This window comes from Pseudoalteromonas sp. T1lg122, assembly GCF_002964825.1.
GTDB classification, from domain to species: domain Bacteria; phylum Pseudomonadota; class Gammaproteobacteria; order Enterobacterales; family Alteromonadaceae; genus Pseudoalteromonas; species Pseudoalteromonas gelatinilytica.
The window spans coordinates 67,276-92,101 of the sequence record NZ_PQCG01000031.1; the positions used below are offsets into that span (position 1 = coordinate 67,276).

General features: G+C 37.3%; 29 protein-coding genes. 18 read left to right on the forward strand and 11 right to left on the reverse strand.

Translation table 11 applies throughout. The features are described 5' to 3' along the window. Positions 1-103: 103 nt before the first annotated feature. The 3 genes from C2M33_RS11110 to C2M33_RS11120 form a co-directional block, all read right to left on the reverse strand. On the reverse strand, positions 104-529 hold the full coding sequence (locus C2M33_RS11110; RefSeq protein ID WP_063702752.1) for a secondary thiamine-phosphate synthase enzyme YjbQ: 426 nt from the start codon (positions 527-529) through the stop codon (positions 104-106). Then, positions 526-993 carry a chemotaxis protein CheX gene (locus C2M33_RS11115; RefSeq protein WP_063702750.1) on the reverse strand — a complete coding sequence of 156 codons (468 nt, stop codon included), beginning with the start codon at positions 991-993 and terminating at the stop codon, positions 526-528. Before C2M33_RS11115 ends, C2M33_RS11110 begins: the two co-directional genes overlap by 4 nt. A gap of 75 nt (positions 994-1,068) precedes the next feature. Then, entirely contained in the window at positions 1,069-1,503 is a 435-nt protein-coding gene (locus C2M33_RS11120) for a transcriptional repressor (protein ID WP_063702748.1), read from the reverse strand. Between the two features lie 95 nt (positions 1,504-1,598). Here C2M33_RS11120 and C2M33_RS11125 point away from each other — a divergent pair, with 95 nt between their 5' ends. The 5 genes from C2M33_RS11125 to C2M33_RS11145 all read left to right on the forward strand — a co-directional run bounded on the left by C2M33_RS11125 (position 1,599) and on the right by C2M33_RS11145 (position 4,993). Beyond that, positions 1,599-2,219 (forward strand): MarC family protein, encoded by a 621-nt coding sequence (locus C2M33_RS11125; RefSeq protein WP_063702745.1) that lies wholly within the window; start codon positions 1,599-1,601, stop codon positions 2,217-2,219. 97 nt (positions 2,220-2,316) lie between these two features. Further along, positions 2,317-2,799 carry a hypothetical protein gene (locus C2M33_RS11130; RefSeq protein ID WP_063702743.1) on the forward strand — a complete coding sequence of 161 codons (483 nt, stop codon included), beginning with the start codon at positions 2,317-2,319 and terminating at the stop codon, positions 2,797-2,799. A 530-nt stretch (positions 2,800-3,329) separates the two neighbouring features. After that, positions 3,330-4,022, forward strand: a complete 693-nt coding sequence (locus C2M33_RS11135) for a hypothetical protein (protein ID WP_105174465.1) — start codon at positions 3,330-3,332, stop codon at positions 4,020-4,022. A gap of 66 nt (positions 4,023-4,088) precedes the next feature. Further along, on the forward strand, positions 4,089-4,418 hold the full coding sequence (locus C2M33_RS11140; RefSeq protein WP_105174466.1) for a hypothetical protein: 330 nt from the start codon (positions 4,089-4,091) through the stop codon (positions 4,416-4,418). 56 nt (positions 4,419-4,474) lie between these two features. Continuing rightward, entirely contained in the window at positions 4,475-4,993 is a 519-nt protein-coding gene (locus C2M33_RS11145; RefSeq protein ID WP_158685583.1) for an HD domain-containing protein, read from the forward strand. 99 nt (positions 4,994-5,092) lie between these two features. Here C2M33_RS11145 and C2M33_RS11150 read toward each other — a convergent pair whose 3' ends face one another. Beyond that, on the reverse strand, positions 5,093-5,350 hold the full coding sequence (locus C2M33_RS11150; protein WP_105174468.1) for a pyocin activator PrtN family protein: 258 nt from the start codon (positions 5,348-5,350) through the stop codon (positions 5,093-5,095). A gap of 263 nt (positions 5,351-5,613) precedes the next feature. Next, complete coding sequence (locus C2M33_RS11155) at positions 5,614-5,961, reverse strand: helix-turn-helix transcriptional regulator (protein WP_105174469.1); 348 nt, start codon at positions 5,959-5,961, stop codon at positions 5,614-5,616. A 523-nt stretch (positions 5,962-6,484) separates the two neighbouring features. On the opposite strand from C2M33_RS11155, the gene C2M33_RS11160 reads away from it, so the two are divergent. After that, complete coding sequence (locus C2M33_RS11160; RefSeq protein WP_233999167.1) at positions 6,485-7,105, forward strand: recombinase family protein; 621 nt, start codon at positions 6,485-6,487, stop codon at positions 7,103-7,105. A gap of 161 nt (positions 7,106-7,266) precedes the next feature. Here C2M33_RS11160 and C2M33_RS11165 read toward each other — a convergent pair whose 3' ends face one another. Then, positions 7,267-8,205, reverse strand: coding sequence for a hypothetical protein (locus tag C2M33_RS11165; RefSeq protein WP_105174471.1), 939 nt, complete (start codon positions 8,203-8,205; stop codon positions 7,267-7,269). A 453-nt stretch (positions 8,206-8,658) separates the two neighbouring features. Between C2M33_RS11165 and C2M33_RS11170 the strand changes: the two genes are divergently transcribed. The 5 genes from C2M33_RS11170 (at position 8,659) to C2M33_RS11190 (ending at position 14,427) form a co-directional block, all read left to right on the forward strand. Then, positions 8,659-9,798, forward strand: coding sequence for an SIR2 family protein (locus C2M33_RS11170; RefSeq protein WP_105174472.1), 1,140 nt, complete (start codon positions 8,659-8,661; stop codon positions 9,796-9,798). After that, entirely contained in the window at positions 9,795-11,573 is a 1,779-nt protein-coding gene (locus C2M33_RS11175; RefSeq protein ID WP_105174473.1) for an ATP-binding protein, read from the forward strand. Before C2M33_RS11170 ends, C2M33_RS11175 begins: the two co-directional genes overlap by 4 nt. A gap of 673 nt (positions 11,574-12,246) precedes the next feature. Further along, complete coding sequence (locus C2M33_RS11180) at positions 12,247-13,365, forward strand: SEC-C metal-binding domain-containing protein (protein ID WP_105174474.1); 1,119 nt, start codon at positions 12,247-12,249, stop codon at positions 13,363-13,365. Positions 13,366-13,576: 211 nt separating this feature from the next. Next, positions 13,577-14,056: a Panacea domain-containing protein gene (locus C2M33_RS11185; protein WP_105174475.1), complete on the forward strand. Its 480-nt coding sequence runs from the start codon at positions 13,577-13,579 to the stop codon at positions 14,054-14,056. Further along, on the forward strand, positions 14,053-14,427 hold the full coding sequence (locus C2M33_RS11190) for a hypothetical protein (protein WP_105174476.1): 375 nt from the start codon (positions 14,053-14,055) through the stop codon (positions 14,425-14,427). The genes C2M33_RS11185 and C2M33_RS11190 overlap by 4 nt, the downstream gene beginning before the upstream one ends. 107 nt (positions 14,428-14,534) lie before the next feature. Here C2M33_RS11190 and C2M33_RS11195 read toward each other — a convergent pair whose 3' ends face one another. From C2M33_RS11195 to C2M33_RS11205, 3 genes are all read right to left on the reverse strand, one after another. Further along, a complete protein-coding gene (locus C2M33_RS11195; protein WP_105174477.1) occupies positions 14,535-15,251 on the reverse strand; it encodes a YagK/YfjJ domain-containing protein in 717 nt (238 codons plus the stop codon). 141 nt (positions 15,252-15,392) lie between these two features. Next, entirely contained in the window at positions 15,393-16,835 is a 1,443-nt protein-coding gene (locus C2M33_RS11200; RefSeq protein WP_105174478.1) for a hypothetical protein, read from the reverse strand. 260 nt (positions 16,836-17,095) lie between these two features. Beyond that, a complete protein-coding gene (locus tag C2M33_RS11205; protein ID WP_105174479.1) occupies positions 17,096-18,166 on the reverse strand; it encodes a tyrosine-type recombinase/integrase in 1,071 nt (356 codons plus the stop codon). 231 nt (positions 18,167-18,397) lie between these two features. On the opposite strand from C2M33_RS11205, the gene dusA reads away from it, so the two are divergent. The 7 genes from dusA to C2M33_RS11240 all read left to right on the forward strand — a co-directional run bounded on the left by dusA (position 18,398) and on the right by C2M33_RS11240 (position 23,208). Next, the gene (dusA, locus tag C2M33_RS11210) at positions 18,398-19,390 is read left to right on the forward strand and encodes a tRNA dihydrouridine(20/20a) synthase DusA (protein ID WP_105174480.1); all 993 of its coding nucleotides are present in this window, start codon (positions 18,398-18,400) and stop codon (positions 19,388-19,390) included. Between the two features lie 236 nt (positions 19,391-19,626). After that, positions 19,627-20,301: a PspA/IM30 family protein gene (locus C2M33_RS11215; RefSeq protein WP_063702741.1), complete on the forward strand. Its 675-nt coding sequence runs from the start codon at positions 19,627-19,629 to the stop codon at positions 20,299-20,301. 10 nt (positions 20,302-20,311) lie between these two features. Next, a complete protein-coding gene (locus C2M33_RS11220; protein ID WP_054554145.1) occupies positions 20,312-20,518 on the forward strand; it encodes a PspC domain-containing protein in 207 nt (68 codons plus the stop codon). 9 nt (positions 20,519-20,527) lie between these two features. Further along, positions 20,528-20,854, forward strand: coding sequence for a hypothetical protein (locus tag C2M33_RS11225; RefSeq protein WP_063702739.1), 327 nt, complete (start codon positions 20,528-20,530; stop codon positions 20,852-20,854). Positions 20,855-20,934: 80 nt separating this feature from the next. Further along, entirely contained in the window at positions 20,935-21,441 is a 507-nt protein-coding gene (locus C2M33_RS11230; RefSeq protein WP_063702737.1) for a copper chaperone PCu(A)C, read from the forward strand. Positions 21,442-21,449: 8 nt separating this feature from the next. Beyond that, positions 21,450-22,436 carry a DUF2333 family protein gene (locus C2M33_RS11235; protein WP_063702735.1) on the forward strand — a complete coding sequence of 329 codons (987 nt, stop codon included), beginning with the start codon at positions 21,450-21,452 and terminating at the stop codon, positions 22,434-22,436. 4 nt (positions 22,437-22,440) lie between these two features. Further along, positions 22,441-23,208, forward strand: a complete 768-nt coding sequence (locus C2M33_RS11240) for a TIGR04219 family outer membrane beta-barrel protein (protein WP_063702733.1) — start codon at positions 22,441-22,443, stop codon at positions 23,206-23,208. A gap of 33 nt (positions 23,209-23,241) precedes the next feature. On the opposite strand, the gene C2M33_RS11245 is transcribed toward C2M33_RS11240, so the two are convergent. Together C2M33_RS11245 and C2M33_RS11250 are read right to left on the reverse strand one after the other, a co-directional pair. Next, a complete protein-coding gene (locus C2M33_RS11245) occupies positions 23,242-24,129 on the reverse strand; it encodes a TIGR03899 family protein (protein ID WP_105174481.1) in 888 nt (295 codons plus the stop codon). After that, positions 24,098-24,604, reverse strand: coding sequence for an SRPBCC family protein (locus C2M33_RS11250; RefSeq protein ID WP_082874024.1), 507 nt, complete (start codon positions 24,602-24,604; stop codon positions 24,098-24,100). Before C2M33_RS11250 ends, C2M33_RS11245 begins: the two co-directional genes overlap by 32 nt. Positions 24,605-24,826 lie beyond the last annotated feature (222 nt).

Genomic DNA, 24,826 nt, shown 5'->3' on the forward strand with positions numbered 1-24,826 from the left:
CTCTAAAAAATCCCAAAAACACTTTCTTAAATAATTTAGTTAATACCAAGATTTGCTTACAGCTTACAGCTTACAGCTTACAGCTTACAGCTTACAGCTAGTTTTAGATCTGACCTTGAATCGTCGCGACAATGCGTCTAGCGCCACCATGATCACGGTGTTCACCTAAATAGATGCCTTGCCATGTGCCAAGCATTAAGCGGCCTTGGTTAATAGGTATGGTGAGTTCAGCACCTAATGTACTGCTTTTTATGTGGGCTGGCATGTCGTCATCACCTTCATAATCATGACGATAATAACTTTGTCGTTCTGGTACGAAGTGATTGAAGTGACTTTCCATATCCATTCGCACAGTGGGATCGGCATTTTCGTTAATTGTTAAACTTGCAGACGTATGCTGAATGAACAGGTGTAATAAACCGACTTTGTATTGCGTTATTTCTGGAAGTTGACGAAGTAGCTCGTCATCAATGATGTGAAAGCCTCGCGAGCGAGGCTTCAATTGAATGGTTTTTTGCTGCCAGCTCATAGTTTATCAAAGCTAACTTCAATATTGGCGTTACCATCAGCAGACGTGAATGGAATTAACACCTTGGCACCTTCACATTTATGGGCAATTGTATGTCCTTTACCAGACACCACAACTGGCGTTGCCATATCAAACTCGTAGCCTTTTTCGCCGAGTAAGTTTTTAGCACCACCTGTTACCATATTGGTAATTTCGCCTACCATGTCAGTGACTTCTTCATTGACTGAGTCTGGACGCTCACCGAGCATTCTTTCCATAATAGTCAGTGCTAGGCTTTCATCGAATGAGATTGAAAGTGAACCTTTAGTTTGTGGGCCAACCATACCAATTAAACCCGATACATCGCCACGGGCTAATTCGTCTTTCTTTAAGCTAGGTTTGCCCGGTTTTAATTCTGTTTGAGCCATCGTGCTCAATACATTTAATAATGATGATAAAAAAGGGTTGATGAACTCCACATTCATTATTTTCTTTCCCTTAGGTTTGCAGAAATGCCGTTAATCATACTTTAAGTGTAGTGGTTGTTTCAAACACCGCACTTAATCTTTGCATTTTTCGCACTTGCCGTGCGCTTCAATTGTTTGTCCAGAGACAATAAATCCACTTTCTGCAGCTAAGTTATTAAGTTCATGAGAAATTACTGTTGAATGTAATTCTTTTACATAACCACAGCTGTCACAAATTAATAATTGTACAGGGTGAATGTGATCAAAATGATGGCACAACATAAATGAGTTGGTGCTTTCAATTTTGTGAATAAAGCCAAGTTCCGATAAGAAATCGAGCGCGCGATAAATGGTTGCTGGTTTTGCGCCTGACTCAGTTAATTTGAGTTGTTCTAATAAGTCATAAGCACCTACACCACCTTGCGCACTAGCGAGCAGGCGGAATACTTTTTCACGGATAGGTGTGAAACGTGCACCACGATTATCGCATACTTGTTTTGCTTTACTGACGAGTGATTCTATGTTCATCTTCTCTTATCCTTACGCTACCGTGATATACTAACATACTGTATTGTAGTTGCAGTGTTTTTATTCGCTAACACGTTTTCAAGGGAGTTTTCTTAATGAGTGAATTGCTAGCTGCATTCATTTTCTTTTTCGCTGTCATTGATCCTATTGGTACTGTGCCTGTCTTTATTGCCGTTACACGCGGGGATGATGCCAAATTCAAACGAAAAGTCGCGCTAAAAGCGGTTGGCGTTTCGGCATTAGTTTTATTATTTTTTGTGCTTGCGGGTGAAGTACTTTTAAATGCGATCAATATTCCGCTTTCTGCGTTTCAAATTGCCGGGGGGATCGTATTATTACTTTTCGCTTTATCGATGATTTTCGGTGAAAGTAAGCCAGAAACTGAGATTAAAAGTGTTCGTAACAGTACCGAAACCGCAATTTTTCCATTAGCAATTCCTTCTATTGCCAGCCCCGGTGCCATGCTTGCGGCAGTTTTGATGACCCGAAATACTGAATACACGTGGTATGAGCAACTTATCACTTCATCAATCATGCTCTCAGTATTAGTGATTGTATTGCTGTTATTGCTACTGGCGACACATGTTCATAAGTTAATTGGTGATAGTGGCGCGAGTATTATTAGTCGAGTGATGGGGTTAATTTTATCGTCAGTCGCGGTTAACAATATCTTAGGTGGTATTGCTCACTACTTTGGTTTGAGTGTTGTTGCTTAGTTTAATTTAAAGTGCATTTTCAGTGATTTAAACTTTGAATTATTGCCTTCTTTTATCTAACTTAAAAGAAGGCAATATAAAATTTAAGGAACAAAGAATGCTAATCAAAAATGTAGTTATATCAGTATTTCTGATTTTTAGTTTGGGCGCCTGTACGGAGCCACCACCGGAAGATACCGGTAAACTTCGCGTGATTGAAGTCACAGACCATGAGTTTAAAATTAACGGTGAGAGTGCCGTAACATTAATTATTGGTCGAGGCCATGTTGCTGAATACAGTTTTTCAATTCGTAAAAGCGATCTTAAAAAGGGCACGTTATTACAATCAGTGTCTGACAGTAACCCTAATGTGAGAGCTGACGCGACATTCTTTAGTGAATATTATGTGCAATCCAAAGATCACGACACCCATGTATCGGTCGAAATTGTTGAAATTGACCCCGTAGAAGAAGTTGCCCGCATTGCAGTAGGTGCTAAATTAGTTAACTTAAAAGATAAAGATTTCAAAGAATTAGAAATAATTATTTTTGAACTCACAGGACAAAATCTAGAAAATTTATTGAATGAAGTGAAAATTTAGTCTTTTCACTTTTAACGTATCAATCACAGAAGTGAGTTTGCAGTACACTTCTTCACCTCTTTTCATCATTTGATCTTCGATTAAGCCATGCCGTGAGCGTGCTTCGGTGGTATAATAAGCCCAATTTTTCATTCCGACACATAGCTAACTTTTGATGTGTCAGCGCTATTGATTAGCGTTAATCGTATTAGGTAATTTAAGTTGCAAGTAAACGCATTGATCTTTAAAGGGGCCATGTTATGAGCACGACGACATTAAACCGCCGTTTTTCAGTGGCACCCATGTTAGATTGGATGTTTTGTCATTATTAATCAATGAGTTAGGTTTGGTGTGGGAGACTCTAGGGAGACCGAAACTCAAATCAATCCTCCAATATTTTCCATTATTTTTTTTCGTGTGTCTTGCCACATAGTATTTACTGTAGTACTTTAAAACCTCACAAATCGAAATCGATACTTAGATACAGATTTCACTCAATAAACATTGGGTGGAGCGTCTAAGTTCGTCTCGCTCCGCCCCTAGGAGCAAATATGAATATGTTGTACAACGATTCCCACAAAAGCATCTATTTCGCTTTATGTCAAAATTACAAACCAGTTTTATTTCGGAAAAAGGCTCTGGTTGAGGAATTTAAATCTAAGTACTATCAAGAGTTAGTTTTAACTTTTGGCAACTTAATAGGCGATGAGAAAGGTATAGAAAAATTCGCTCTCTTCAAACTTTTGACCGAAGGTTTTACTGATTCAGATTCAGGATATATTGAGCACTTTTATAAAGTGCTTTGTGATGGCAGCTTTATTATTAAAGAGAAGCTTATTGAAAATCGCTCAGATGTTAATTCCGTTGTAAGTAAACTCGAAGTTGATTTCGTAAGAAATACTAAACTAAGGTTAGCATCCTTCGTAAAGGATATAATAAAAGAAGAACAGAGAAAAGCTTCAAGGCCGCCATATGCTACAGAACAACAACTAGGTTTTAAAAAGAAATTTAGCTTCGGTTGTGAATATTTAGGTATCTCAACTTATGGCCATTTACATGCTTACTTGAAAGAAGATGGTAATTATCACTTTGAGTATGAGTTCTACGAACTTGAATTTTGTGATCAACACGCTGAAAAATCACATAACTTAGCTAATTTCTTAGCTAGTCTATATAACGCAGGTATTGAAGAGCTGGATCTAACAGCTCCTGAATTAGTTGTGCAGAACAAAGAGCAATACTAAAACGGTGCCGTATCGTTATTTAATTAACTTAGTAAATGGCAAGCTATTGGAAGGTGGGGATTACCCATGAATAATGTTTTTAAACTTAGTTTTATCAAAAAATCACCTAGAGTACCCTTTAGTGAGTTAAAACTTGTGAAACGAAAAGATGGTGGCTTTAGAGAGCATCCTTCTATGTTTTTTAAGAGACGTTGCCTACATAAGTTTACTGATATGAGTTTGCAAGACATTGCTGCTTTTTTAGATATCGAGTATGCGGTCATGGAGTTGTTTATGGAAGCTAAGTTGGCAGTTGATCCAGTGTTTGCTGAGAAGCTTAGCAAAGGTACAAACTTTTGTGCTGCAACATGGTTGGAGATACAGCGCCAATATGATGAGTACATCAAACAGCTTTGATGAAGTGGATACATAACTGTAACAGTAGAACAGTTCAATGTTTAGAAGGTGCTAATATGAGCTCTCACAAGCTTTTAATAAAGTCACTGAATTTGGCTTCAAACTATCATGCGCAGCAAAAGCGAAAGTCAGATGGCTCTCCTTATATTAATCATTTAATAGAAGTGGCAGCTTTACTTACTGATATAGCTGAAATTGATGATTCCGATGAGCTAAGCGCCGCAATACTTCATGACATCTTAGAAGATACTGATGTTACTAAAGAAGAGGTACATAAAGCCTGTGGTGAACGTACTCTCAAGTTGGTAGAAGCGCTTTCTGATAATAAGTCGCTATCATTGGAAGAGAGACGTAAAGAAACGCTTAGAATGCTTCCTAATAAGCCTACTGAGGTAAAGCGGATCAAGTTAGCAGATTTATGTTCTAATGCTTCTGCAATTCCATCAGGGTGGACATTTGAGCGGCAGAGAGAATATTTTCGATGGTTAGATCAAGTTGCTGAAATTTGCAAAGAATCTAGTCAGCCTTTGTATAGTGAGTATTTGAGAAGAAGAGCTGTACATATTACTGAATAGTGTTCTCAAGTTGGTTATCATTTGTAACAATATTAAGAATTGCCAGATAAGTCTTCGATTTGAATCTAATCTGGCATTTTATACTTCAAAGTTAAGTTCTTAATGGTAACTAACTTTTGCAAATTCTTGCTTTGCTTTTTCCCTCTGCTCATCAATGAAATTGGCTAGGTCTATCAAGTGCACATAATACGGTGCCTTCGCAGATTCAGATAGTTTAAATACGCTGATAGGTAATTGACCTAGATTAGCTTTATTCATCGCAGTTCGATATGAGCAACCGAAGTATGTCTCACAAATATCAAATAATGGGATGATTGTTTGTTCGTATTGAGCCAACAACATAAATGAGGTTTTCATAATACTTGTCCTACTAATTTCGATTCAACGGTAAAGTTGAAGCCACTTTTGAATATAGACATAAGCGAGAAATGCGAACTTAGTAGGTGGAATGGATAAGTTATTATTCAGGTTATCTCGTCGCGAGCTGGTACGAGGCCTATGCTGGAACAATGAGTTATCAAATATTAAGAGTTTATTATTGCTACTTACGTCTTTTGGTTTTTTGTTTTTTAAGAGAGTTTATATACTAATTATGCAGCAAACATACACTTGCTATATAGTTAGGCTGTGTAATCAGTGATGTAAGTTGAATCATACATCCATTCAAGAATGTCACTTAAAAGCCACTTATGATTATCATTGCCAAATGTTCGTCGAGGTGGAAAAAGTGCGTTCTTTTCAAGTTTATCTATTTCATTATTGGTTAAGCCTGCCATCTTCATACAGTCTTCTAAATTGATAAACATATCCAACACTCCAGTATAGCGGTATATTGTTGGTGTGTTGTCCTTGTTTGAACTCAAGCCATCACGCCTTTCTTCTAATTTTATGGCTCGTTGTTCTACAATAAAGCTATTAGAATTCATATAAATCTCATTTTTTATTGAATCGATGTCTATATCACACATTTATTTCTCCAATATTTTTCTAAAATTGATTAACAAGTCACTAGTGACTAAATTCCTGTCATCAGCCACTTGTACTTTTTAAGGCTGCGAATTAAGTGTTAATAAACTATTTTATTTCGCAAATTTTTCGTACATCCCGATGACATTGGCTAGCACATTAAAAATCTCTACAGACACTGTCAATACTGGTTTTTCGGTGTTTTTTGATAAGCGTTATGACGGTTTGATGAAAGTTGCTGCGGCACAGGAAAGTTCGCTAAAAAGTAGTTTTTTATTACATTGAATCGAACGGTTGTATTTTATACAACAAAGCGATGGTTGTTTGGAAACTTTATGAGTTTGTTTGCAATTGGAAGAAGCTCTCTTGTTTAGTAGTCGCAATCAACTATAGCCTAATTAGATTTTATGCAGCCTCTCTATTCTTAGTTTTAACCTATCAATAGGTATTGTTTTTTATACCTATTGATATTTTATCAATAGGGGCTATCATGATGGAACCTAATGAGAGTGAGAGTTGAGAATTGTGAATACAAGGATATATCTAAGAGCAAGTACAATAGAGCAGGATGCTAGCCGAGCAGAAGAGCTTCTACTTTCATTCTGTGCTAACCATAACCTTAATGTTGTTGCATGTTATGTTGAAAATTACACTGGCACACAACTAGCACGACCTAAACTTAGTCAACTATTAATGGAGTCTTGCCAAGGTGAGATTCTTCTGGTGGAGAGTGTTGACCGATTATCTCGTCTGCCATTTGATAAGTGGCAAGAACTGAAATCAATAATCAATCAAAAAGGGCTGCGCCTAGTTGTTGCTGATCTTCCTACCACGCATGCTCTTATGAATGGAGATGAATTGACTAATAATATTCTGAGTATTATTAACAATATGCTGCTTGATTTAATGGCAACAATGGCCCAGTTGGACAATGATAAGCGCAAAGAGAGGATTAAGCAGGGGCAAGAAAGAGCAAAAGCAGCAGGTAAAGTGATTGGCGGTAGAAGCAAAAATCCTGAGATACGTGAAAGATTGGTCAGCTACTTTGAAAAAGGGCTCAGTGTTGAAGATATGGCTAAATTAGCAGGGTGCAGTGTTGCAACAGTATATAGGGTTAAGAAAGAATACAGGCAGAGTGCAGATTAATTGAGCATTTTGCTTTAACACTGCTTTTCAATTACATCCAAAGGTAGATTCACTTCAATGTTATGGTCTACAAAAGTTTGTGATTGAAAGCGAACAATAGAGAGGGCTTAGAACATGATTAAAAGGGGAGATGTATAGCCAATTGCCTTCATCTAATTACTCTACCGTAAAGGGGAGGTAGCACTTTTCTCTATGTTTAAAATGATCTCTACAGCCTCTTTCATTGACTCGTCTAACTGCCCTTGTGTGGGTAATTCCGATGCTACCTCATTAATATTCAAAAGTGCAGAATATAATTCAAATTTATAAAATGGGTTTAGCCCAATGATGTTTCCTAGCTCGTTATTATCAGATTCTTTGCAGTGGATAATTTCATTACACATGTTAATGCTTTCTTCAATGTTCCATTTATTTATAAATAGAAGTAAGCCACAAAATGCTTGTAAAATAGAGGTGTCTCTTATTCCGTTTAGAGGTGCTCTAAAGCTATCTAACATTGCATTGCCCAGCGTGATAACACTAAAGTATTCGTTTACTAACTTCCTAACATCAAAAATAGGCTTACCTATATGATTTCGAAGCTTTTCAATATCACGTCGTTTAAAATTGAAGTTTGTCTGATTAATTATTTTTTTTAGAGTACCTTGGTCATTAGCTATAATCATATCTAATGCTAATTTATTAATTACAGAGTCAGCGTTAATGACCGGAGATAGAGCTGATTGTATATCCAAGTCTTTTCTGAGGCGGTAAACTTGATATGTAAAAATTTTATCTGCTGTGAAGTCTAAATGAACAATGTTGTTCTTTTTAATATTAAAGTGCCAGTGTCTAAACTCTATAATATCACTTTTTTTTATAATTTTGTTGGTTAGAGCTTTCGATATCAATCCCCCAATAATCCTTGTTAAATGCGAATTGGATTTACTAAAAGTGAAGCTTTGATAGTTCGAAGTTTTATCCTTAAACGGCTTTATTGTTTTTAAGTCACAAAACTCATGGTGTGATTCATTTCCATGAATATCAATAAAGCGAAAATGGGGTTGGCGTAATGCGGTGTTGCGGTGGCCTTTGGCTCCAGAAACAATAGTTGCGTTCATAGCTGCGCATGAAGGGCATTGAACATCTTTGCGAACAATAGCTCTTTCATTGTCAGTAATTTGAGTTAACTCTGGGTCCTTTTTTAATGTTATGACCAATCAATGAAAAGTATTGAAGCGCATCAATTTCTCGAGAAAAACGTTTACTAAATCCTGTTATTGCCAATGTAGCCTCCGAGAGTCTTAAAATCTAATATCGACTAAATGGATCTTCTAACACCCAAGAATGACTTCACTTTAGGTTCATTATTGTTGTAACACTTATTCTAACTTATTTCTATTGCTACATTTTCTAGCACAGTAATCTATATCCCAAGAGCCACTTCGATAAATTGTGTATATCTAAAATAAGCCAAACTCTACTACATTGATCATTGTAGAGTTTATCGATAATCTGCATATCAATAGTGTAAATAATCGCCACTTCAATAATTATTGTGAGAACTTGCCCCTATGAAGGCTTTGAAAATAGATCTGAACGACCTACATGATAAAAACATAAGCTATTTGATCGGTGCAGGAGCATCAGCAGATTTGTTTCCTACTCTTGCATTGGACATGCAAACAGGTGATGAGTGGGAAACGATTGAGACCCTTGCTACAAAGTTTGACACTCAAGATGCTAAACATCTAAAAACCCTATTATTCATGTATTACTACAAGGAATGTATTGAGCCTGTAAGTTCTATAGATTTCGAGAAGCTCAATGATAAAGAAAAAGTAGTAATAGATAATTACAAAAAATTCATGGAATTGAATCTAGAAATCCTTCGTAGAAAGCAGGGGTATGATAGAAAAATTAATTTTTTTACTACAAACTATGATTCCTGTTTAGCTTATGTTGCTGATAAATTATTTGAAGAAAAAACCTTTCGATTCAATATTAATGATGGTTCTAGAGGCTTTCACAAAAAAGTTCTTGAGGCTCGAAACTTCAATTGCATGACTCTCGAATCTGGTATTTTCGATAGAAATAGAGAGGTGCAGCGGCAAATTAATCTCATTCATCTCCATGGTTCTGCTTACTGGCGGAAGCATAACGAATCTATCCTTGTAGATTATTCTTCTGTGGATCAAATTGTTTCAGAAGAGTCAATCGACAGCATGTATTATGGTGAATTTAAAGAAATGTTGGAAAGCGGCACATGTACAATAGTTGACTTGCTTTCAATAACCATCGATACACATAACGCTGATACATTTAATGAAGTGCAGGAGAAATTTTATAAAGAGTACAATGAACTGCCAATAGTGAATCCTACAAAATGGAAGTTTCATGAAACAGTTTTTGAGGAGCATTATTATCAGATGTTGCGACATTTAAGTTATGAGTTGGAAAAGCCAAATAGTGTTTTAATAGCATTTGGCTTCTCTTTTGCTGATGAGCACATAAGAAACCTGATTAAGCGCTCTTTAGTTAACCCTACCCTAGAAGTCTATATCTGTTGCTACAAAGAGTCGATGATCAATGAATTGCAAACTTATTTTTCTGATTTTAATAATATTAAATATATTGTTCATGAAGCCGGAGATAAATTAAATTTCACTTACTTTAATTCTCGAGTTTTAACGCTTGGTGAAGGTGAGGTATGAGCATTTCCGTAGGTGAGGTTACAGCAGTAAATGGTATTCAGATTACGTTAACAGTTGACGAGACATCTAATAAAGACACTATTTTTTATGAAGGACATCGGTATAAAGGTATTTCAATCAGGGAGTACATCTCAATTCAGAGAGGCTTCCGTGACATCATATGCATTGTCGAGGGAGAGTACTTAGATGAAAGGCGCTTTCAAGAGAGCCCTGATAAAATTTTTTTCGTAAGAAGGGTGAATGTTCGTCCTATTGGCTATATTGAAAATGGTAAATTTTTTGAAGGTATAAAGTTCTTACCTTTGATTTGTGATCCCGCATTTTTATTACCAGAAAAGGTATTAAAAACAGTTTACTCATCTAGTGCAGAGTCCGATTTCTGTATTGGTTCGTTGCTAAAGGAAGGTATCGCAATCTCATTACCTTGGCAAAAGTTGTTTAATACCCATATTGGTATTTTTGGGAATACAGGTAGTGGTAAATCTAATACCTTAACGAAGTTATTCACTACTTTGTTTGATGAAAAACATGAACAAATCAAAGCTGTGAGTAAATTTGTCCTTCTCGATTTTAATGGTGAATATATCAAAAACCAAATAGTGCCGTATGAACATAAGCACGCAATAGATCTGAATACCAGTACTTCAAGAGATAAGTTTCCATTGGCAGAAAATGAATTCTGGAATACAGAGACGTTATCAATTTTATTTCAAGCTACCACAAATACCCAAAAGCCATTCATTAATAGAGTTCTGAAAGGGCGTTCTAAATACGGAACAGGCCAAGCAAGCGTTCTACAATATTTGAAATATACAATTAAATTTTGCTTTACTTCATCGTCACAGAAACCCGAAGTTCTTGATCTCCTGAAAAGTGTCTTAAAGTGTACAAATAGCGAAGCAATTCTTAATAAAATCAGTTGGCATGGAAGCAAATATAAACTCTCACTGGCGAATCGAAATGAGGTGTTTTTTAACGGAGAAAATCAATACGAGATCTACCTTAGAAATACAGTTGATAACATTCAAATCTATGACCTTGATGCATTCCAAGAGTTTAAAGCTCTATGCAAATTGAGGCTAATTAATGACTTGATGTTTAACTTTGTTCAATTCGATCATATACAACCACTTTTAAAACGAGCTGAGTCTTCATTAGGAGGGTTATCTAAGGTAATTAAAGTTGAGGCACAAACTGCGACTGATAAAAAGGCAATAACTGTTATCTCACTTCGCAACTGCAATCCAGATGTAAAGAAAATAATCCCTCTTCTAGTTACTAAGCACTATTACAATTTACACAAGAAACTGATCAAATTAAGTCCACCAGAAAAGACACTGCATTTAATAATTGATGAAGCTCACAACATCCTCTCTCAGCAATCCGTTCGCGAACAGAGTAGCTGGAAAGATTATCGTTTAGAGCTGTTTGAAGAGCTAATTAAGGAAGGTCGAAAGTTCGGTGTGTTCTTAACATTATCTAGCCAGCGTCCAGCAGATATATCGGCGACTATCATGTCTCAGTTACATAATTTCTTTATCCATAGATTGGTTAATGACCGTGATTTATTCTTGTTAGATAACACTATAAGTACATTAGATTCTGTTTCTCGGTCATTAATCCCAAATCTATCAAGAGGCTCTTGCATTATAACAGGTACATCTTTTGATTTACCGATGCTTATAAAAGTTGATGAGCTTAGTGATAGTAGTAAACCAGATAGTAATGATGTTGCGTTAGAAGAGCTATGGTCAAAAAAAGATAAACAGAATTAATAGCTGGGATAGCGCTTTGTAAATTGGTGCCTAAATTAGCAATGTTTAAATAGACTGCTAGTTACTAAAGACAGTATTTTGTATAACTATAGGCTTTCATAGCGTTTATTTTTGGAGAAGAAGTTGCGGTTACGGCAACTGGCTAGGTATGGCTAATGGCATTAATTTAACTGCGCCGCAGAGGGCTAACTTTTCGTACCGCCATCGACTCCCTTGATTCGACTGTAATAAAAAAAACCTTTTAACTTAAATGAAATACAGTATAGAGGGACACGACGCTTGTTATTAAAGCTTTATGAGTAGAAGTGAAAATAGCTTGAGTTCGAAAACAACTGTGCCAGAGTAGGTTTCGACATTTATAGAGACAGTTATTATATCAATACAGGATAACGACAAGGGGTAGCACAAAATACATATCGACTACCCCTCTGATTTGACCATCAAAATTTAAATAGTCTTTGGCTAGCGTAATTTAAAACCTTTGCACCGCAGCTTTTCTCAACAATATTTGAAATAGTTTGTCTTGCCGTGTAATTGGTCAGAATTAATTACGCAGCTATTAGCTGGCACTATTTTGAAAAATTAATTATAACAGTTAGTTACTGGTGGTATGTTTTGAATTGCTTATATTTTTCACATTTAATTGAGTCAGTAAGTTAGGGGGAGGGAATATATGAAAATGGGACGCAATGAGAGTTGTTGGTGCGGTTCAAATAAGAAATTTAAGCACTGTCATTATGGGCGAGAGAAGCAAGCTTCGATAACTAAAGGGGAGGCTATTGACTATAGCCAAAAAAATGCTTTACGAAAATATTGTAGTGTTCCAGATGAGCTTAAACATGAATGTAGCAAAAAAATTATCAATGCCCATACCATATCGAAAAGTGGAAGCCTTAAAGAGATTGCAGATGAGAGTAATCATGTATTAGGTTTAAAAATCAGCTTGCCAAACTTAATTAAAAGCGAAGGAAAACTAACTCCTGAAAAGATAGGGATCAATCAGGCATCTACATTTAAAGGGTTTTGCTCAGTACACGATAAATCGCTTTTTGCCTGCATTGAGGATAGAGAGTTTGTTGGAGATGAAGAGCAATGTCTGGCATTAATGTATCGGTCAATTGCGAAAGAGCTTTATGCTAAAGAGGGAGGGTTAAACACATCCGAATTTATTAAAGGAGGTGACAAAGGTAAAGGGCTAATGGAGCAACTGTTCATCCAAAAATTCGTTTTAGATCAACAGAAAGGGATTAAAGCTGCAATTCAAGAACTCTCGGAAGTGAAATCAAAGCTTGACGATCAGCTTCTAAAAAAATCTTACGGTAATTTGAGTCACCTTATTATTGAATCTGAATCACCTATGCCAGTCGCTGTTTCCTCGGTGGTAGCCCCAATTACTGATTTCGATGGTAATTTTATTCAAGACTTGGGTGACTTAAATGTTGTAGCGGAACAGTTAATCTTTAACTCCTTTTCTAGTAATGGTAAAGGATATGTAGTTTTTAGTTGGTTAACAAGCTCAACTAAAGTTCTAGCATTTATTAACTCTCTACTAGCTAAAGATACTGATAAAATTTTTAGTGGACTAATTCGGTTTTTCTACGGGGCTGCTGAAAATACATTTACATCACCTGAGTGGTGGAATGATTTAACGGTTGAACAAAAAGGTAAAATTGAGGAACTAATAATGTCAGGAGTAAACCCGTTTGAATTTGAGGCTCAAAACCTACTGAGAGATGATGGTATTGACTTTTCAGGGTGGGAAATTGGTAGTTTGAGAAAAGTGAATTTCTAATACCTTATCCAAGCTAACGAAACATAGCGTTATGTTTGTGCTTTGTTTTAAGTTTCAAGCTTGCGCTTCTAGTATTGAGAAATGTTAAAGCAATCGGGTCTCAACGTTTTAAATGGTAGGTAAAGCAGAAGTGCTTACACATACTACTGGACAGGATAATAGTTGAGTATGATAATAACTGTAAGAAATTTGAGTTTGGAGTTAGGGGACTATGGCTAACGCAGTTGATGTTGCAAGAGAGTTTTTGAGACTAGCTAAAGACGCTGGTCAGCCTTTAACTAATATGCAAATACAAAAATTAGTATATATAGCTCATGGAGTCCACTTAGCAAGAGAGGACGAAGCCTTACTTGATGAAGAGGTTAATGCTTGGAAGCATGGACCTGTAATTCCTGCGGTATACCTTGCCTTTAAGCAATATCTTAATAAAGAAATCGATTTATCAAAAGAAGCTAGAGAGAATGTTCCTTTATCACTAAAAGAAAAAGATAGCGTTAAATTTACTTTTGATAATTTTGCAAAATATAACGGCTGGACATTAAGAGATATAACGCATAAAGAAGGTAGTCCTTGGCATAAAATATGGTTTGATGGCAATGGGTATGAGACATACAACGCTGAGATTCCAAACCGTACTATTAAAGAGCATTATAAGAATATTTTTAGAACAAATAAGGTAACTGCATTGTGAGTTTGGACTTAACAGGGATCGTTAGTTTAGATGATACTCCTCCCAACGCTGAGCAGGAAATTTCTGATGACAGCCAAGAAATAAAGCTTCAAAAATTGCAAGCTGAGATAGATGCCTTAAAAGCTAGTACTGAGAATACAAGAAACAATACTCAATTAAAAAAAGAATTAGCATTCAAAATATTTGAATTTATGATTCAGTTTACGACATTTATAGGGGTCATTTTAGGAGCTTATGTTGCCCAACATATATTCCAAAATAAATCTATACCAGATAATGTGTTAATAACTCTTATTACAACTACTTTTGCTACCGTCATTGGGTTAATGGTAATTATTCTTAAAGGATTATTCGGATCAAAGGGAAGCTAGCCAACTAGACTTTCATTTTACTTGTGAGCTTTATTATTGATACAACCCAATTGTTATGCTCAATAATATAAGGTTACTGATTACATTAAAAGTTTATCATCTCAATATTAAGCCATAGAATCGAAAAGTTTCACTGTGAGCGTTTGCTTTTCATCTACATACGGCCGCCAGTTACTATCAGTTTTTGCATTAGCTTTGCTTGAATGGTAGTCGTTAGTCTTATCACCTCGTAAATAGTTATCTTTAGTTCTTACTTTTGCGAGATATGACAATCGAAATATTTCTTCTAAGTATGCTTTTTTATTAGCGCTAGTGTTTATAGCCCTTAATTTTTTGAAAGCAGGTAGCCCTGTGTTGACTTGCTTATCATGAGCTTTGCTCCACCTTACTGAAACCCCTAAACTTTGCTCTAAGCTTGTAACAAGAGCTTTCAGGTGCTTTCTCGTTAAATATAACTTGGCATCTAAACACAGAACAAAATGATAATGTTGGTTAGTATTGTTAGTCGTATTCTCACGAACCCAAACATAGCGAAGTTGGGTATCTTTTTTAATTCTATGTATTTTAGCCGCTAGCCTTTTGATAAAAGTTGATGCAGTTCGGTTATCACTTGGCAAACATGTGTCTTTTGCGGCACGTAGGTCAAATCTATAAACTCTTACTTCTTCACAATGACTTAAAATTGCGTCCAGTTGCCCCTTTATGGATTGTAAAATTTCTACGTACATACCGTGGCCATGCAGGTTTTCAAAAGCAGGGTCATTTTGTACTTTACAGGTTAATTCGTCTAACTTAATGAACTTACTTTTATCTATTCTCTTCATGTCTCAAATCGCATTGATTCCCTTAATAATATAGGGCTCTCATAAACCATTGTGGGTTTTATCTTGTATTTATTGGGATTTTGCCACGTTCATGAGTGTTTTTATAAGACACTTATAGAAGGAGCAAATTAAATATTTCATTTAGTCGAACGCCATCGAGTCTCGAGGTCTCTTGTTAAGTTGTTTTATTAATTCATGGACTGAACTAAGTTCATCATTAACCCATTCGTTTAAAGCGTTATCTAACAGGTCTTTTGGTTTGTCTTTAGCCATATTTATTAGGTAGTTAACTAATGAAAAATTAAGCTGGGGCATTTCAGTTTTATTGAGTAATTCACACACGATACTGTGTAAATGTTTATGTATACCCTCTGAGGTTTTAAAAGATGCAGCTATCCAGCTTCCAAACATTTTTAACTCGGCTTCTGTAATAGGTAAGTGTTCTGGGTTTATATAGTATTTACTATTAGTTGATGAATACATTGATTCAAAACGGTAACTATTATCAGGGTGATGAAAGTGATGTATGACTGTACGATTATCTGGAGTTCTAACAATAGCTCTGTTGTCGTCATAAGCTACTCTAACTTTTTTGCCCGTTAACTCCATTGGGAGAGATATTACTTTGTTCAGTTCGGCTATAGTCGCTAACTGAGCCTTGTTTACTTTAAAAGTCTTTAATCTTGTTAAAGGTAACTCAGCCTTCGATTTAAGTATGGCTGTGCTCGTGATTTCATTAATTGATGAGTCAGGTCGTATATAGCCTTGTTGTTGACAGTATGAAATGAAATTGGGGCAAAAGCTGCTTATTTTACCACAGTACTTATTACTAAATTCTTGGGCTTGACTTCTCAATTGTAAAAAAGGGGAGCGAGTCCTTCTACTAATCCGTTTAACTATTTGTATTTTATTACCTTGCAAACTCTGAAAGTTAGCTGCTAAGTCATTATTGATTGAGTTAAATACGCTATTGTGGAAACGCACATTTACTTTTATTACGGACTCACTTGCATTGTGGCAAGCGTATACAAGCATAGCAAAAAGAGTGCTGTAGTCATTTTTTTCACATATACCAACAAGTATGTTATCTGTCAGTGTTTGCTGTGCGAAGAAAATAACTGCCTTTTTGAGTTCACCTGTTTCTGTATCCAGCGCAGCATTTTTCAGCACTACATACTCACAATTTAGTACTCCATATTGCTGCCTTGTTTTCTTTGGTAAGGGTGAGCTTTTAGACCAGTCCTTATATTTCTTTAAGAATGTCGTATAGCCATAGGTTTTTCCTTTAGTATGCTTTAGGTAATGCGTGTATAAACTTTTAACTGATGCTTTGTTACGTATATCAAGGTAATACAGTTGCTCAAAATCAGGCTCCACTCTTTGATATACAAGGGTAAGCAGTTCATCATCAGTAATGTTTTGAAGCTTTTTTTTACTTAAAGCTGAATCACAGCTGGTGATTACTTTATGTGCTGTTGATTTAGAAATTCTTAATGATTTACTAATTACGCCTACAGATTTAGCTTCACCTCTAAGTTGAAGCACTTTGCGTATAATTTCAGCATCTAATTTTGAGTACCGCATTGTGTTGCCAAGGATTAAAAAAGTAGGCGCACATTACCTCAATTTCAAATGTGAAGTCAAACCTTTAAGTTGTTGTTATATAAAGAAAATCATTGTACAACGATTTGTTTTTTACACATGAATTAGTAATTAAAAGCAACGTTGTACAACGATTTTTGCAGGACCTTTACATTTTAAAGTTAGGGATATCGGCTATGAATTAGTTGCGTAGTCTTGATTAGTAGCCACACTCTTCTGGGAAAAGATATTTACGTAAGCCCTTAACTAACAGTTACATTATCACGATGTAAATCCTCAGGGTTTAAAGAGGTATAGACATTCCAAAGTACCTTTAAATCCTTATGGCCAGTTACTTGAGCTACTTGTTCAAGACGATACCCCTCTTCAAATAGTCGGCTAGCGCCTTCTCGTCTAAGGTCATGATAACGCAAGTCCTGAATGCCAAGTTTTGTTCTGACCCTTTGAAAAGCACTTGAGACAGATTTTGACTTGTATGGAAAAACTAATTCACTATGTTTAGGTTGTTTCATTAGTATTAGAAAGGCGTCGCCCAGTAATGGAACCCTCATATGGTTACCAATTTTCTTTCTTGGGTCTTTTCGGTCACGAACTAATATAGTTCGCTTTACTTTGTCTAAGTCATCCCACCTGAGAGCGCAGATCTCCCCAATTCTCATGCATGTTAAAATGCTAAACTGAAAAATATCGCTTAAAGGAATTGTCGCTGATTTATGCATCTCGCGTTTTTTTATTTCAGGAAGCAGGCGATCAATTTCTTCATTTGTTGGGCGGCGGCTCCGCCTCTTGCTTTTACCTATTAGCTGCATATGCTCTAACATTGGCTTTGCTTCTATAAAGGGAGCGTCTGATATATTTAAATTCCATACTGGTTTGGCAGCAGAAAATACTGATTTCAAGTAAGAGAAGTCATGATAGGTTGTTGCAGGGCTTATACCCGTTTCTATACGTTCTCTCATATGTTTAATAATGTCAGAGGCATGAAAGTCACAAACTAAATATGATGAAATGTCGTATCTCCTAAGCATTTCTAAGCATTTTCGCTTTGTTCTTTTTAGCTCATTTCCAAGCTTGGGATCATCTAAGTATCTATCGATAAGTTCCCCAACAGTTATGTTCTCAACAGGCCTAGAGATACCATTTAAGTTAATCTCATTCCTTCGGCGTATGCCCCAAGTATTAGCAAATGCTTTTTTGTCAAAAGTTTTACTCTCTTGATGTATGACTCTACCTTTTTCTTTTACGACTACCTTGCAGCGGTAATTGGTAGTTCCATCAGATTTTTTTCGTTTTTCGATGTAATGTGATGCCATGGCTATTCCTATACCACAAGCTCAACTTGAGGAATAAATTGACCATGACCAATCGAACTGTTTTTTATATAATACATACTCATGTGCAGGTACCTTAATTCATTATTCATTCGGTTTCTTGGGAGACTATTGGGAGACCGAGAGTGTTAAAATAGCTAAAAAACGCGAAGAATAATGAAAGATAACCAACCTGTTATCAAGCTTTAAATTGTTGATGTATAAGGTAAATTAATGAAAAACCCTGCGCCACAGTCGAATACGTTAGATAGAAAATTTTCCGTGGCACCCATGTTAGATTGGACTGATCGTCACTGTCGAACCTTTCACCGTAAAATGACTAAGCATGCTGTGCTGTACACTGAGATGGTGACAACCGGCGCTATTTTATTTGGTAAAGGCGATTACCTACACTTTAATGAGCATGAAGGCCCTGTGGCATTGCAACTTGGTGGCTCAGATCCTGAAGCATTAGCTAAGTGTGCAAAATTAGCAGCAGAGCGTGGCTATCATGAAGTAAATTTAAATGTCGGCTGTCCGTCTGATCGCGTGCAAAATGGCCGCTTTGGTGCTTGTTTAATGGCAGAGCCTAAACTGGTTGCTGACTGCGTTGCTGCAATGAAGGCCGAAGTGACTATTCCTGTTACAGTTAAAACGCGCATTGGTATTGATGAGCAAGACTCGTATGAGTTTTTATGTGCTTTAATTGAAGCGAGTCACGATGTTGGTTGTGATGACTTTATAATTCATGCGCGTAAAGCGTGGTTAAATGGTTTAAGCCCGAAAGAAAATCGTGAGATCCCACCACTTGATTACCCGCGCGTTTACCAGTTGAAAAAAGATTATCCGCAACTGCACCTAAGCTTAAATGGTGGGGTGAAAACAATTGCTGATAGCGTAGCTCACCTTGATTATGTTGATGGCATTATGATTGGTCGTGAGGCGTATAGTAATCCGTTTATTTTGTCTGAGGTTGACGAAAACATTTATGGTGATGACGCATTTACGCTGAGTCGCCATCAGGTTGTGCGCTCTATGTATGACTATATTGAAGATGAAATGAGTAAAGGCGCTAACTTTTGGCATATTGCTCGCCATATGTTGGGGATTTTCCAAGGCCAACCTGGCGCGCGTGGTTTTAGACGCCATCTTTCAGAAAAAGGTCATGGTAAAACGGCTGACTTATCTGTTATGGATAAAGCTTTAAGTTTTGTCCCAGAAGCCTAATCACAAAGCCTATTAAAAAAGCCACATATTGTGGCTTTTTTTGATCCTAAAATTTGGTGAAAAAGTTAATTTTTTAGTCAAATTAGTTATTTCTCATTCAGCCATTAGTCAGTCAAAATTTTAATTCTATTTATTCAACTTATTGTATTTAAGTAATAAATTTATTTTATTTGTTAGTTGGCACAAGAATTGGAATCTCCTAGCTGTATTAACCCAATAATCAACAGGAGAGTCACATGGGTGTATTAAATCGCGTAAATGACATTATTCAGGCAAACCTTTCTGCAGCACTAGACAAAGCTGAAGATCCTGAAAAGTTACTTAATCTACTCGTGCAAGAAATGCAGGATGCACTGACTGAATGCCGTGCAACCGCTGCGACATTTTTAACGCAAGAAAAGCAAATGAAGCGCGAAATTGCAGCCAAACAAGCAAAAGTAGCTGACTGGCAAGCGAAAGCAGAAAAAGCACTCAGTAAAGATCGTGATGATCTTGCTAAAGCTGCACTGATTGAAAAGCAGCGCATAACGACAGAAATCGAAGCGCAACAAGCTGAAATGGATAAAGTGGCAGAGTCACTCGCAAAATTGACTGAAGATTGTCAGCGTTTACAAAATAAGCTTGCTGATGCAAAAGCTAAACAGCTGACTTATATGCAAAAAGAGCGCGTTGTTACAGCACGTTTAAAAGTAAAAGAGCAGCTACATAGCAGCAAAGTTGCAGATGCATTAGCGCGTTTTGACTACTTAGAGCAGCGCGTTGAAAACATTGAATCACAAGTTGAAGCGTACGAGCTTACGCAAAGTGATGCAGCAAATTCAACAGCAGCACAAATTGCGGCTCTTGAGAAAAATGATGCAATCGATAAAGAGCTTGCTGATTTAAAAGCAACGATGAAGCAGTCGGCTTAGGAGGTAAATGATGAATACTTATCATACATCAACACGTTGGTACCGAGATCTAAGTAACAAAAAGATATCGGGTGTGTGTAGCGGATTGGCTGCGCGCTTGGGCTTCCCTGTATGGTCAACACGTTTAGTCATGATCATATTGCTTATTCAAATGCCACTGTTAATTGGCGTGGGTTATTTAGTGGCTCATTGCACTTTACCAGTGAAAGGTTACTAGGAGTCGATTATGAAAACGTTAGCTATCATCGTCTTGGCAATGCTTTTACTGTGTACTGATGCGGTTTCTTTTGTCTCGTTCGACTCATGGCAGTTACCTTTATCAATTGCTGATATGAGTTGGGCTGGACTTGAAGTCATCGGAGCAATAGTAGCTGTGATTGCTGTTGTGGCGGGTGTTGCGCTATTCACTATTGGGCTGCTTGGCGCAGGTGTTGTTGCTCTGATTGGTGTTGTGCTTGCGTTTTTATTCGGCTCAATAATGATTGCATGGCCACTATTACTAATCGCAGCATTGTGTTGGTTGATTGCTGATAACAAAAAATCGCCAGCTTAAGGTACTAATAAACTGCCTTAATACATAAAATATGCTAAATTTAGCGGGTAAGTTAATGTCTTAACAAGGATTAAAACATAATGAAACTGTGGCCCGCATTCTCTTTTCTTACCGCAAGTTTATTCTTTAGTACTTTTTCATCTGCCCATAGTGGTCATGACCATAGCGATGTTGCCGAAGTCACTGTAAGCAACGCGCAGGTACGTGAGTTTTTACCAGCCAGTAAAGCCAGCGTGGCTTATTTAACTATTACCAACCCGAGTGAGCAGGCAACAGTATTAACTAAAGCTGAGCTTGATGGTTTAGGACGCGTTGAAATTCATCAGCACACTCATGTAGATGGCATGATGAAAATGGAACAGGTTTTATCATTAAAGATTGATGGTCATAGCAGTGTTGAGTTTAAACCCGGTGGTTATCACTTGATGGTGTTTGAACCTGAAGATCAACTAAAAGCAGGGCAAGAACGAAAACTCACGCTATATTTTAATGATGGCAATCGAGTTTTTACTCAAGCCAAGGTTGTGTCTTTGCAAGAGATGTCTGAACAGGCATCACAAAAAAGTAAAGAGCACTCACATCACTAGGAGGTATCATGTCTGAGCATAAAGGAAAAATAGCCAGTGCATTACTTATTATACTAATTGTTTTTTACGCGATTGCTGTTTACTGGAGTAGTGAACCAGCTCGTATGGATGTTGTTGGCAAGGCAAAACAAGAAGCGCAAATGCGCGGCGAAAAATTTGTCACCGGCTACACAACAACAACGACGTTAATCAATGTAGCAAGTACATTATTAAATAAACCTGGCGGCTATTTATCTAACGATATGATGCCACCAAGTGTGATGATGGATAACATGCCGGCATGGGAATATGGCGCGCTTGAGATGACCCGTGATTTGGTGTTGTCGATGCGTAAAGATTTCAGCCGTTCACAGTCTCAATCAACTGAGCACGAAGCACTTAAAAAAGCCCAGCCGCAATTTAATATTAGCTCGGTAGCATGGGCGTGGCCAAGCGCTGAAACTGAGTATCAAAAGGGTATTGATTTACTTATCGTATACCGTACTCAAATTGCTGATCAGAACGATCGTGATAGCCAATTTTATGCCCGCGCAGATAACTTACGTGGCTGGTTAAAAGAAGCAGAAAAACGCCTTGGTAGTTTAAGCCAGCGTTTAAGCGCAAGTGTTGGTCAAGATCGTTTAAACACTGATTTAGCAGGTGATACTGCGGCTCATCAAGCAACTTATGCACCTTTGCAAAACCAAGTGAAAACATCTTGGTGGCAAATTGACGATGTGTTTTATGAATCGCGTGGTGCAACGTGGGCATTACTGCACTTTCTACAAGCGGTTGAATATGATTTTGCCGATGTCTTAGAAAAGAAAAACGCCCGTGTTAGTCTGCAACAAATTATTCGTGAATTAGAGGCCACGCAAGAAACGGTGTGGAGCCCAATGATCTTAAATGGCAGTGGTTTTGGCTTTGTAGCTAACCACTCATTGGTCATGGCGAATTATATTTCTCGAGCCAATGCGGCTCTAATTGAACTTAGCGAACTTTTAGCGCAAGGATAAAATGATGAAAAAGTACTGTTTAGCAGCTGCCCTTTCAATGGCCTGTTTAGCTCCAACAGCGCAAGCTGATACATTATTAGGCTTATACCTAGGTGTTGATGGCTGGCAATCAGATAACAGCGGTAGTTTTGCTCAAGACGGAAATCTACAAAGCTTTAAATTTGATGATGAAACGTTTACGAGCTACTACGCAGCACTTGAGCACCCAGTGCCGTTAGTACCAAACCTTAAACTAAAATACACTGAGCTTGAGTTAAATGGTGACACTACACTTGATGAAACGTTTAGCTTTGGCGGTTCAGATTATGTGGTAGGTACACAAGTAGGCACAGTAAGTGATTTATCACACATCGACTACATCCTATATTACGAAATCTTTGATAATGATTTGGTTTCTATTGATTTAGGTGTGAATGCTAAACAATTTGATGGTGAAATTGTTGTAACTGGTACATCGCAAGACGGTGGCCAAAATACCACTGAGCGCGTTGATTTTTCTGGTTTTGTACCGTTAGTGTATGGCCGTGCTGAAGTTGGCTTACCATTTACTGGTTTAAGCGTATTCTTTGAAGGTAGTTTACTGGCTATCGATGATAGCAAAATTCAAGATTACCAAGCAGGTATCGCATACGCTTTACTTGATAACTTAGCAATTGATATGGACATTAAAGCGGGCTACCGCTCAATGACCTTAGAGCTTGATGATATTGATGACATCTACACAGATTTAGATGCGTCAGGCCCATTTGCGGGTATTCAAATCCACTTCTAATCGAGTCTTTCGATTTATATTTAGCTGGCAGCTTTATTTTAGAGTTTGCCAGCTAACTTCAAATTCATCTTCTAATGATGTTGAAAGTATCTGTTTATAAGCTTTATTTATGGGCGATGCGATTAGCTTTCTTAACTCGTCACCCGTTTGAGTAAATTTATAATAACTGAGTACTAAGTCATTGCTTTTTGCTTTTAAAACCAAGCGTTGATTCATAAAGCTCAGTACCAGCTCTTGGCCTGCTTTTAAAACTGCTGATTCGATTTCTTTTCGATACAGCAAGTTAATATCCATCAGGGTAAGAATGTCAGGAAAGCTCACTGGGGTTTTCCCTAGGTTAAATGACACCTTGTTACCTTTTCTAAGCAAATCAAATAGCGATGGTTTCTTGTAAAAGCCGAGTAAAATTAGGTGGCTGTTATCTTTTTCATTAAAGCCACACAGTGATGTACAACGCTGAAGGGCATCTGCTTCGCGCTGAGTCATGTGCTTAAGTGTTTGCAAGCTTTTAATTGAAAAGGTACCCGGTGACACGGTTTCACCGGCTAATATTTTAGCCCACAGTTTTTGCATTGAAGAGTTTGCTGTGTCTTCGCACAAACTAATAAAACGCTCTATCCAATCAAAATCCGGTTGTTGTTGCCCTGTGACATCCGGGCAAAAAGCCATAGCCATCGCCATAATGGTTTCGATATTTTCTTGGCGTTTTATAAATTGAATTTCTTGGCGAGTGTGCGCACGCTCTAAAAGAGTCGCTTGCGCTTTAATTTGATAGGCAAGCTGCTGTTGACCTTGTGGTGAATAGCTGTCATCACCAGCATGATTAATCCTGACCGATGAGGCTTTATGAATAGGGTAGCCGAGTTGGTTTTCTATGATATTGGCAAGATTAACTCTCGCTTGAGCCGCTTTCACTGTCATCGCTCACAATGGCCTTGTTTGTTGTTGCTAACTGCGCATGGGTTTTAATGTTATTGAGTGCCAACGTCACCGTGTTATTGAGAATATATTGGCTTAATAAAGCAAGGTAGCCACCAATGATAGGGGTGTTTACCTCTCCTTGTAACGAACACTCGATAGTTACCTCATTACCCGCACCTGTAAAGCGGATTGTGCCCTGAGCAATGTGTTCTTGGTTAAATAGAATATTAAACGAAAGCTGAGTGTTGTCGAGTTGCGTGATGGTCATCTCGCCTTCGCCAAAACGACTTTGCCAAAATTGATGCGCACCCACACCTTGGCTAGGCTCTGCAATGGTAAATTTAATACTTGGATCAACTGCTTGCCAAGGTTGCCATTTTGGCCATTGGCTAAAGTCACCAACAAGGCTGGCAATTTCTGCACGACTAGCATTCACTTTAATTGATTTGTGAACGGTATACTGTGGTGAAAGCATCAGCCCTATCACAAGCGCAATTAGCGTACTGAAAAAAATCGCTTTTAGGGTAAAAATGAGTATTTTAATAATCTCACCTCAGGCAATTGTTTTATAACTTTCATAACATTATACGTAACATAGACTATAATCTGTTTGATACTATATAAGCTATCACTAATGTATCATAGTTAAATAAGTGATAGAATTTTGAGCATCGCTGTAAAATGGAGTGGCGCCATA

What these genes read in the sequence shown, in the direction of transcription:
- C2M33_RS11110 (WP_063702752.1), bottom strand. Translation starts at nt 529, where the DNA reads ATGAGCTGGCAGCAAAAAACCATTCAATTGAAGCCTCGCTCGCGAGGC.
- C2M33_RS11115 (WP_063702750.1), bottom strand. Translation starts at nt 993, where the DNA reads ATGAATGTGGAGTTCATCAACCCTTTTTTATCATCATTATTAAATGTA.
- C2M33_RS11120 (WP_063702748.1), bottom strand. Translation starts at nt 1,503, where the DNA reads ATGAACATAGAATCACTCGTCAGTAAAGCAAAACAAGTATGCGATAAT.
- C2M33_RS11125 (WP_063702745.1), top strand. Translation starts at nt 1,599, where the DNA reads ATGAGTGAATTGCTAGCTGCATTCATTTTCTTTTTCGCTGTCATTGAT.
- C2M33_RS11130 (WP_063702743.1), top strand. Translation starts at nt 2,317, where the DNA reads ATGCTAATCAAAAATGTAGTTATATCAGTATTTCTGATTTTTAGTTTG.
- C2M33_RS11135 (WP_105174465.1), top strand. Translation starts at nt 3,330, where the DNA reads ATGAATATGTTGTACAACGATTCCCACAAAAGCATCTATTTCGCTTTA.
- C2M33_RS11140 (WP_105174466.1), top strand. Translation starts at nt 4,089, where the DNA reads ATGAATAATGTTTTTAAACTTAGTTTTATCAAAAAATCACCTAGAGTA.
- C2M33_RS11145 (WP_158685583.1), top strand. Translation starts at nt 4,475, where the DNA reads ATGAGCTCTCACAAGCTTTTAATAAAGTCACTGAATTTGGCTTCAAAC.
- C2M33_RS11150 (WP_105174468.1), bottom strand. Translation starts at nt 5,350, where the DNA reads ATGAAAACCTCATTTATGTTGTTGGCTCAATACGAACAAACAATCATC.
- C2M33_RS11155 (WP_105174469.1), bottom strand. Translation starts at nt 5,961, where the DNA reads ATGTGTGATATAGACATCGATTCAATAAAAAATGAGATTTATATGAAT.
- C2M33_RS11165 (WP_105174471.1), bottom strand. Translation starts at nt 8,205, where the DNA reads ATGAACGCAACTATTGTTTCTGGAGCCAAAGGCCACCGCAACACCGCA.
- C2M33_RS11170 (WP_105174472.1), top strand. Translation starts at nt 8,659, where the DNA reads ATGAAGGCTTTGAAAATAGATCTGAACGACCTACATGATAAAAACATA.
- C2M33_RS11175 (WP_105174473.1), top strand. Translation starts at nt 9,795, where the DNA reads ATGAGCATTTCCGTAGGTGAGGTTACAGCAGTAAATGGTATTCAGATT.
- C2M33_RS11180 (WP_105174474.1), top strand. Translation starts at nt 12,247, where the DNA reads ATGAAAATGGGACGCAATGAGAGTTGTTGGTGCGGTTCAAATAAGAAA.
- C2M33_RS11185 (WP_105174475.1), top strand. Translation starts at nt 13,577, where the DNA reads ATGGCTAACGCAGTTGATGTTGCAAGAGAGTTTTTGAGACTAGCTAAA.
- C2M33_RS11195 (WP_105174477.1), bottom strand. Translation starts at nt 15,251, where the DNA reads ATGAAGAGAATAGATAAAAGTAAGTTCATTAAGTTAGACGAATTAACC.
- C2M33_RS11200 (WP_105174478.1), bottom strand. Translation starts at nt 16,835, where the DNA reads ATGCGGTACTCAAAATTAGATGCTGAAATTATACGCAAAGTGCTTCAA.
- C2M33_RS11205 (WP_105174479.1), bottom strand. Translation starts at nt 18,166, where the DNA reads ATGGCATCACATTACATCGAAAAACGAAAAAAATCTGATGGAACTACC.
- dusA (WP_105174480.1), top strand. Translation starts at nt 18,398, where the DNA reads ATGAAAAACCCTGCGCCACAGTCGAATACGTTAGATAGAAAATTTTCC.
- C2M33_RS11215 (WP_063702741.1), top strand. Translation starts at nt 19,627, where the DNA reads ATGGGTGTATTAAATCGCGTAAATGACATTATTCAGGCAAACCTTTCT.
- C2M33_RS11220 (WP_054554145.1), top strand. Translation starts at nt 20,312, where the DNA reads ATGAATACTTATCATACATCAACACGTTGGTACCGAGATCTAAGTAAC.
- C2M33_RS11225 (WP_063702739.1), top strand. Translation starts at nt 20,528, where the DNA reads ATGAAAACGTTAGCTATCATCGTCTTGGCAATGCTTTTACTGTGTACT.
- C2M33_RS11230 (WP_063702737.1), top strand. Translation starts at nt 20,935, where the DNA reads ATGAAACTGTGGCCCGCATTCTCTTTTCTTACCGCAAGTTTATTCTTT.
- C2M33_RS11235 (WP_063702735.1), top strand. Translation starts at nt 21,450, where the DNA reads ATGTCTGAGCATAAAGGAAAAATAGCCAGTGCATTACTTATTATACTA.
- C2M33_RS11240 (WP_063702733.1), top strand. Translation starts at nt 22,441, where the DNA reads ATGAAAAAGTACTGTTTAGCAGCTGCCCTTTCAATGGCCTGTTTAGCT.
- C2M33_RS11245 (WP_105174481.1), bottom strand. Translation starts at nt 24,129, where the DNA reads ATGACAGTGAAAGCGGCTCAAGCGAGAGTTAATCTTGCCAATATCATA.
- C2M33_RS11250 (WP_082874024.1), bottom strand. Translation starts at nt 24,604, where the DNA reads ATGCTTTCACCACAGTATACCGTTCACAAATCAATTAAAGTGAATGCT.